The sequence below is a fragment of the Sphingomonas sp. genome (assembly GCF_040398505.1).
GTDB lineage: Bacteria > Pseudomonadota > Alphaproteobacteria > Sphingomonadales > Sphingomonadaceae > Sphingomonas.
Genome location: NZ_JBBATX010000112.1, coordinates 1 through 7,717, shown reverse-complemented (window position 1 = coordinate 7,717; position 7,717 = coordinate 1). Strand labels below are relative to the sequence as shown.

8 protein-coding genes are annotated in these 7,717 nt (G+C 65.9%); 3 read left to right on the top strand and 5 right to left on the bottom strand.

The features are described from left to right. Positions 1 to 364: 364 nt before the first annotated feature. The gene (locus ABWP09_RS12195) at positions 365 to 1,531 is read left to right on the top strand and encodes a glycosyltransferase (RefSeq protein ID WP_353205401.1); all 1,167 of its coding nucleotides are present in this window, start codon (positions 365 to 367) and stop codon (positions 1,529 to 1,531) included. Positions 1,532 to 1,692: 161 nt separating this feature from the next. Here the strand turns inward: ABWP09_RS12195 and ABWP09_RS12190 are convergent, their stop codons facing one another. The 5 genes from ABWP09_RS12190 to yajC all read right to left on the bottom strand — a co-directional run bounded on the left by ABWP09_RS12190 (position 1,693) and on the right by yajC (position 6,358). Then, on the bottom strand, positions 1,693 to 2,883 hold the full coding sequence (locus ABWP09_RS12190) for a DUF3089 domain-containing protein (RefSeq protein ID WP_353205400.1): 1,191 nt from the start codon (positions 2,881 to 2,883) through the stop codon (positions 1,693 to 1,695). 54 nt (positions 2,884 to 2,937) lie between these two features. Beyond that, positions 2,938 to 3,318 (bottom strand): Mth938-like domain-containing protein, encoded by a 381-nt coding sequence (locus ABWP09_RS12185; protein ID WP_353205399.1) that lies wholly within the window; start codon positions 3,316 to 3,318, stop codon positions 2,938 to 2,940. Further along, entirely contained in the window at positions 3,318 to 4,274 is a 957-nt protein-coding gene (secF, locus tag ABWP09_RS12180) for a protein translocase subunit SecF (RefSeq protein ID WP_353205398.1), read from the bottom strand. Before secF ends, ABWP09_RS12185 begins: the two co-directional genes overlap by 1 nt. Positions 4,275 to 4,428: 154 nt before the next feature. Continuing rightward, positions 4,429 to 6,009 carry a protein translocase subunit SecD gene (gene secD, locus ABWP09_RS12175; protein WP_353205397.1) on the bottom strand — a complete coding sequence of 527 codons (1,581 nt, stop codon included), beginning with the start codon at positions 6,007 to 6,009 and terminating at the stop codon, positions 4,429 to 4,431. Between the two features lie 4 nt (positions 6,010 to 6,013). After that, positions 6,014 to 6,358 carry a preprotein translocase subunit YajC gene (gene yajC / locus ABWP09_RS12170; RefSeq protein WP_353205396.1) on the bottom strand — a complete coding sequence of 115 codons (345 nt, stop codon included), beginning with the start codon at positions 6,356 to 6,358 and terminating at the stop codon, positions 6,014 to 6,016. Positions 6,359 to 6,505: 147 nt separating this feature from the next. Between yajC and ABWP09_RS12165 the strand changes: the two genes are divergently transcribed. Further along, on the top strand, positions 6,506 to 6,817 hold the full coding sequence (locus tag ABWP09_RS12165; protein WP_353205395.1) for a putative quinol monooxygenase: 312 nt from the start codon (positions 6,506 to 6,508) through the stop codon (positions 6,815 to 6,817). Positions 6,818 to 6,989: 172 nt separating this feature from the next. Then, on the top strand, positions 6,990 to 7,661 hold the full coding sequence (locus ABWP09_RS12160; RefSeq protein ID WP_353205394.1) for a hypothetical protein: 672 nt from the start codon (positions 6,990 to 6,992) through the stop codon (positions 7,659 to 7,661). Positions 7,662 to 7,717: the final 56 nt, after the last annotated feature.

Here is a 7,717-nt window from a genome sequence, read left to right as displayed (position 1 = left end):
TTACGCCTCGGGAAATGATGAAGAGCGTTGCCCTCGGCTTTGCGGTGAACTCCGCCGCAATTTTGCTGAAAATCTCCGGGTCATAAGATTGGTCCCAGCCGTTTACGATGAGCCTGGCATGGATCTACAGCCAGTCCAAGGCCGCCGCCGAAAACATCACAGTCGACACCCACCCAAGCGACGTCACTCTGTCCTGCATCCGGCAAATGCGCGGCCGATTCTGTCGATATCTGAAGTAGGTGATCCCTCACGCCGCGCAGTGGCAAACATATGCGATGGTGCGACTTTTGTGCCTTGAGACCAAACGGCTGGCGCGGCAGCACTGACCACCCGGCGTTAACGCCTCTTATGCTATCGCCCCCGCATGCTTCGCGTTCTCACGCTTTCGACCCTGTTCCCCGACGCATCGCGCCCCAATTTCGGGGTGTTCGTCGAGCGGCAGACGCTCGGGCTGGCGGCGCACCCCGATGTCGAACTCCGCCTGGTCGCGCCGGTCGGTCTGCCGCCCTGGCCGCTCAAAGCCCACGCCCATTATGCCGACCTCGCCAAACTGCCCGAGCGCGAAACGTGGAAAGGTCTCGACACCCACCGCCCGCGCTTCACCACTTTGCCTGGCACTGGCGGGCGCTTCCACGCGGTTGCGCTCAGACGGCGGCTGATCCCGCTGCTCACCCGCATCCGCCGCGATTTCGCGTTCGATGTGATCGACGCCGAATTCTTCTTTCCCGACGGCCCCGCCGCGATCGCGCTGGGGCGGCGTTTCGGCGTGCCGGTGTCGATCAAGGCGCGCGGCGCGGACGTCCACCATTGGGGCCACGCGCCCGCCACGTCCGCCCAAGTGATCGCAGCGGGCCACGCGGCAGACGGGTTGCTTGCGGTCAGCCAAGCGATGCGCGTCGACATGGCGGCGCTCGCCATGCCTCCCGAGGCGATCCGCGTCCACCACACCGGCGTCGATCTCGATCGCTTCGCCCCGCGTGACCGTGGCGTGGCCAAGGCGGCCTATCGCGTCACCGGGCCGTTGATCGTCTCGCTTGGCGCGCTGATCCCGCGCAAGGGGCATCATATCGTGATCGAGGCGCTGGCGTCGCTGCCTGCCGCCACCTTGCTGATCGCCGGCGAGGGGCCCGAACGCGCCGCACTCACCGCGCAGATTGCGCGCCTTGGGCTTGGGGAGCGGGCGCGCTTGCTCGGATCGGTGCCGCACGTCGCTCTTCCCGCCCTGCTCGGCGCAGCCGACGTAATGGCGCTGGCATCATCGTCCGAAGGCCTCGCCAATGCCTGGGTCGAGGCGCTGGCCTGCGGCACACCGATCGTAGTGACCGATGCGGGCGGGGCCGGGGAGGTGGTGACCGACCGCGCTTACGGCCGGATCGTAGCGCGGCGTGCGCCTGCGTTCGCGGCGGGGATTGCGGCGGTGCTGGCCGATCCGCCTGCGCCCTATGCGGTCCGCCGCGGTGCGGAGCGCTTTACATGGGAGGCTAACACCGCCCGACTGTATGAGCATCTGGCGAGCTTGGTGAAGCGGTAGCTGCCGAGCTTGCCCTTTCCCGCTTCCCCGGCGTAGGCCGGGACCCAGCAGGACAGGCTTGCATTGGCTGGAGTTGTGCGCGCCAATCGACGGCGCGCGACTGGGCCGCGGCCATCGCCGGGGAAGCGAAGAATGCTAAGCGACGCAATAGTGACCCTGCCTCACTGCACCGCTGCGACAGGCTGCTTTGCCAACCACGCCTTCGCCTGCGCCGCGCTCAGCTCGACCAGATCGCCCATCACCACCGGCATGTCGATCACGTGGAGGCCCCATTCCTTGAGGATCCCGCCGCCATAGACAACATCGCCGACGATCGTGTCGGTGCGCTTGTCGGCGGGTACGGCGTTGACGGTCACGGCAAGGTAGCTGAACTTTCCGCTCGCCACGCACGCCGTGCTCAGCAAGCCGGGCACTTTCACGAACGGCGTGGTGACGGGCGCGCCATCGCTCGACCATGGTCCTTGCGGCGCGCTTGCGATCCCCGCGCCCTTCGCGCCGAGATAGGCGTCGGTCGTCGCTGAGCCACCGCCCAGCGCCGCCGGATTGACGCACGCCGCCATCATCCCCGGCTGCGGCACCACGCCGAAGCGCGCGTTCGGCGGCGGCGGCGCATCGGCGCGGAAGCTGACATAGCTGACCACGCAGCCAGTATCGCTCGCGCGGTGGCAGAGCGGCGTGGATTTCAAATCACCCCCAACGTCCTTGCCCATCGGCACCGCCACGTTGGTGCCGGGGATCAGCACCGAGATGATCTGCTTTTGCACCGGCGTCCCCTCGATCGCGTCGGCAACCAGCGCCTTCAGCACGCCCGACCCCTGGCTATGCCCGATCAGCACGACCCCGCGCCCGTGATTGTCATACGCCAGATATTCGTCCCACGCCGCCTTGACGTCGTTATACGCCATCACCCGATCGGCATTGACCGCCCGGCCACTCAGCAGCGCTTGCAACGCCGATAACGTGACTTGCCGGTAGAGCGGCGCGAACACGCGGCAATGCTTGGCGAAGCGCGCCGCCTGATAGGCCGCGACGGGGTTTTCCTCTTGCCCTGCCTTCATGTCGCTGTTCGGCGTCGGATCGAGCGAGACGGTCGGATAGACGTAGAAACAGTCGTACGTCGGATCCTTGGCGGCGGCGAAGGTTTCGATGCTGCGCGATCCGTCGGGCTTGACGATCGTCGCGCTCTGGTCGGCGCTGCACGGATCGGTGCGGCCGGGCCGACAGAGCCAGCTTTGCGGGTTGGTATAATCGGGCGTCGGCGCCGGGGCAGCAACCGGTGCAGGCGCAGCGGGCGGCGTCTGGGCCAGCGCCGGTGTCGCGATCAGCGCGATCGTTGCCAAAAATGCTTTCATATCCGACTCTCCCCAAACCCGTTGCAGGGGGGAATAGCCGCACCCGGCGCGCGGTCAAAGCGGATAGAGCGCGCCAATCACCCAACGGCCTTCGCCGCGCAGCACCGCCCAGGCGCGCGCGGCCGCGCGGCTGTCCATCGCCTCGACGCCGATGCCCTGCGCTTCGAGTGCGCGGGTGAAGGCAGGCGGCGGGCGCTGCAGCGTCGCGCCGGTGCCGAGCAACAGGAATTCCGCGCGCGGTTCGGTCCCCAGCACCGCGCTCAGCGCTTCCAGATCGAGCGCCTCGATCGGCGGCGGCGTCCATTCCGCAACGGCTTCGGGCGAAATCGTCAGCGCGCGGTACACGCCCTTGAAGCTGCCCGCCTCGACTTTGAACCCGCCTGCGGAAAAGCCGGTGATGATCGGCCCGGCCCCGCGCTCGGAATCGATCCGCATCAGCGGATCGGTTGCTTGACCGGCACTGCGGCCTCGTCCGCCAGCTTCGGGTCGGGCCGCAGCCCGAGCGAGATCAGCAGCGACGACGACACGTAGATCGACGAATAGGTCCCGACGAAAATGCCGAGGATCATCGCGGACGTGAAGCCGCGCAGCACATGCCCGCCAAAGATCAGCATCGCGAACAAGGCGAGCAGGATCGTCAGCGAGGTCATCACGGTGCGCGGCAGCGTTTCGTTGACCGACAAATCGACGATCTGCGACATGTCCATCTTGCGATAGCGACGCATATTTTCCCGAATGCGGTCGTCGATCACGATCTTGTCGTTGATCGAATAGCCGATGATCGTCAGCACAGCGGCGACGATGTTGAGGTCGAACTCGAACTGCGTCAGCGCGAAGAAACCCAAGGTCATCAGCACGTCGTGGACGATCGCGACGACGGTCGAGATGCCGAACTGCCATTCGAAGCGGAAGATCGCGAACAGCCCGATGCCGAGCACCGCGAGCACGACCGCGAGAATGCCGTTCTGGATCAGCTCGCCCGACACCTTGCCGCTGACCGAGCTTTGCTGCGAGAAGGTCGCGTCGGGGAAGTCTTTGGCCACTTCCGCGCGCACCGCATCGACGACGCGTGCGGTGGCACCCTCGTCAGTGCCAGTGGCTGGCGGCAGCTTGATCGACACGGTCTTGCCGTCGAGGCCGATCGCCTGCAGCCGCGCGTCGCCGAGCTTCAGCCGGTCGACGGTGGTGCGCAATTTATCGAGCGAGGGCGCGGTCTGGAATTTTTCCTCGATCGTCAGCCCGCCGACGAAATCGACACCGAGGTTGAGGCCCTTGGCAAAGACCAAGGCGACCGCCGCGATCGTCAACGCCATCGTCAGCGCAAACGCCCAGCGGCGCAGCGACACGAACGGCAAATTGGTGTTGTCGGGGACGAGTTTCAGCAAGCGCATAGGGAAATCCGCAAATCGCAAACTTTGTCATCCCCGCGCAAGCGGGGACCCATCTCGGGCCGTGGGAGCTGGGTCCCCGCGTTCGGGTACCCATCAAAGTAATACTTTGATGGGGCCCTCGCGGGGATCACAGTAAGGGGGCGTTGGAGGCGCGTCATATATTCATATCCGTCGGGCGGGTACGGCGAATCCACTGCACCACCAGCATCCGGGTGAAGGTGACGGCGGTGAACACCGACGTCGCGATGCCGATCAGCAGCACGATCGCAAACCCGCGCACCGGGCCCGACCCGAAGGCGAGCATGATCAGTGCCGAAATCGCGTGCGTCGCATTCGCTTCGAAGATCGTGCGGCTCGCTTCCTTATACCCCAGCTCGACCGCCTGGATCACCGATCGCCCGCGCCGCCGTTCCTCGCGGATGCGTTCGTTGATCAGCACGTTGGCATCGACCGCGGTCCCAATCGTCAGCACGAACCCGGCGATCCCCGGCAAGGTCAGCGTGCCGTTGAGCAGCGCCAGCACGCCCATGATCACCACGACGTTGATGACCACGGCATAATCGGCATAGAAACCAAAGCGGCCATAGGTCGCGATCATGAACAGCACGACCAGCACGACCGCGAGCGCCGAGGCGGTGAGTCCGGCGTTGATCGAGTCGGTGCCGAGCTCGGGCCCGACGCTATGCTCTTCGATCACCTTCAACGCGATCGGCAGCGCCGAGCTGAGCGCGATCGCGAGATTGTTGGCGGATTCGACGGTGAAGCCACCCTCGATATAGCCTTGCCCGCCCAGAATCGGGGTGTTGATCGACGGCGCCGAAATCACCTGATCATCGACCACCACGGCAAAGCGCTTGCCGACATTAGTCTGGGTGATCCGCGCGAATTTCGCGCCGCCTTCGCTGTTGAAGGTGAAATCGACGATCGGCCGATTGTCCTCCTGCTTGAACGACTGCTTCGCGCTGACGAGATCGTTCCCGGTCAGCACGGCCTGCCGCTTGACGATGATCTGCGCGCCCGGACCCTGCTCGGGATAGGGCAGGACTTGCGTGCCAGCGGGCAGGATCACGCCCGGGCTATACGGCGTGTCGGACACCATCTTGAATTCGAGCTTGGCGGTCTTGCCGAGCAATTCCTTGAGCTGCTTCGGGTCCTTCAACCCGGGCACTTGCACGTCGATGCGGTCGGCACCCTGACGCCGCACGTCGGGCTCCTTGGTGCCGAGCTTGTCGATGCGTTTGCGCACCACGTCGGTCGCGGTGGTCATCGCATCGTTGATCGCTTGCGTGATGCCAGCCTGGGTTGGCGTCATCACGATCCGCTGGCCATCGGTGACGGCCACGTCCCAGTCGCGCTGCGCGGTGTAACCGACGCCAGTGGTCTGCTTGCTCAACCGCTCGCGCGCGGCATCGATTTGCCGCACGTCGCGCAGCAGGAAGCTCAATTTGCCGCCATCGGTGGCGATGTCGCCGATCGAGATTGCGGGGGAGGCCGCCATCGCGGTCACGATCTGCTCGCGCTTGGCCTCGACCCGGTCATCGACGAATTTTTTGGTATCGGCCTCGAGCAGCAGATCGACGCCGCCCGCCAGATCGAGCCCGAGATTGATCCGCGGCAGCGGTACGCCCCAATTGGCGGTGACCGATACCGGGATCACGCTCGGCACCGCGAGCGCCATCAGGCACCCGAGGAACAGCAGGATCGAGACGACCTTCCAGCGCGGGAAATCGAGCATTGGCTCAGTCGTTCGCTGGTTTGCCGGAGCCCGAAGGCGTGACTTCGGCAAGCGTCGCCTTGACGACCTTCACCTTCAGCGTCGGCGCGATCTCGACTTCGACGAAGCGCTCCTCGACCTTGACCACCTTGCCGACGATGCCGCCCGCCGTGATGACCGAATCACCCTTCTTGACGGCACCGATCGTCGCGGCTTGCGCTTTCGCGCGCGCTTGCTGCGGGCGCAGGATCAGAAAATAGAAGACGACAAAGACGAGCAGCAACGGCGCGAAATTGACGACCATCGCAAGGAAGCCATCGGGCTGCGCGGCGGCAGCGGCGGTTTGGGCAAAAGCAGGGGTGGCGAACATGGGCTACCTTGGTAAAGCAGGACCCGATTGCACGAAACGGCAAGCGGGGATGGCGCGACCTTGCGGCCTCGCTACAAGCGGCGCGCGCTATCATTACTTGAACGCGGGTGCAACGGGCGTTGCTGCGTACACCCTTCGGAGACTGCCATGACGATCCTAGTAATGGGCCATATCAAGACCGCTCCCGGCGACGCCGCCCGGATGACCGACCTGCTCACCGCGCACATGACGACGACCGCCGCCGAGGCCGGCTGCGAACTCGACACTTTCGCCTTCGACGCCGCCGACCCCGATACGATCCGCATTTCCGAACGCTGGGAAAACGCCGAAGCGCTCGCCGCCCACGGTGCCGCCGATCACCAGAAAGCGTTCGGCCGGGCGTTGCGCGATTTCACGGTCGTCGAGATCAGCGTGAAGGCGTGGGACGGCAGCTTCTGGCGCACGCTGATCGGCGACTGAACCGACCCCTAAATCCGTTCGTCCTAAGCCTGTCGAAGGGCCCGTCTCCCGGAAATGCCGTGCGATTGGGGAGGCGTACTTCGACAACCCGGATCAGGTCCGCGGACGAACGGGTTTTGGTTTTGCACCATAATGTCAGCGTGCTGCGTTGAGCCACGCGATGGGAGACCGCATGTTCCGTTATCTGGCCGCCGCCGCACTGCTGATCGCCCCTGCCTCTGCCCTCGCGGAGTCGGGGCGCGAGCAATTGACCCAAACCGCCTTCGCTGCGCGCGACAAGACCGTCGCGCTGGCGCAGATCGCGAGCGTCGAGGCAGCCGCGACCGCCAGCCTCGCGCGCGCGCCAGGGGATAGCGAAGCGCAGATGACGCGCGCGATGGCGGTCAGCTACCGCGCGAAACTGACCCACAGCCGTAGTGACGCGCTCACCGCAAAGGCGGAGTTCGAGGCGCTCGCCGCAAAGAACCCGCGCGATGCCGAGGCGCAGGCGGCGCTCGGCGCCTGGCATTTGAACGCGGTCGAGGCGCTGGGCGGCTTCGCGGCCCGCGCGGCCCTTGGCGCGCGCAAGCCGATCGGATTGGTGGCGCTCGACCGCGCGATCGCGCTGGGCGGTGGCCGTGCCTTGTTCCCGGGGCTGGCCGCCTTGCTGCGTCTGGCGATCGACCCGACCGACGCTACCGCTCCGGCTTTGCTCGATGCAGCCAGCCGGGGGGCCACCCCGACCACGCTCGACCGCCTGATTCAGCGCCGCGCAGTGCAGATGGCGACCGTGGTCAAAGGCGGCGACACGAGGCTGGTCCAGGCGCTCGCCAAGCGCCTGCTCCCGCTCGGTCAGTTCAAATGACGTGCCCCGCCGCCACGCAGTGGCTTGCATCTTCGCGCCGCCCGGCTTAAGCGCCC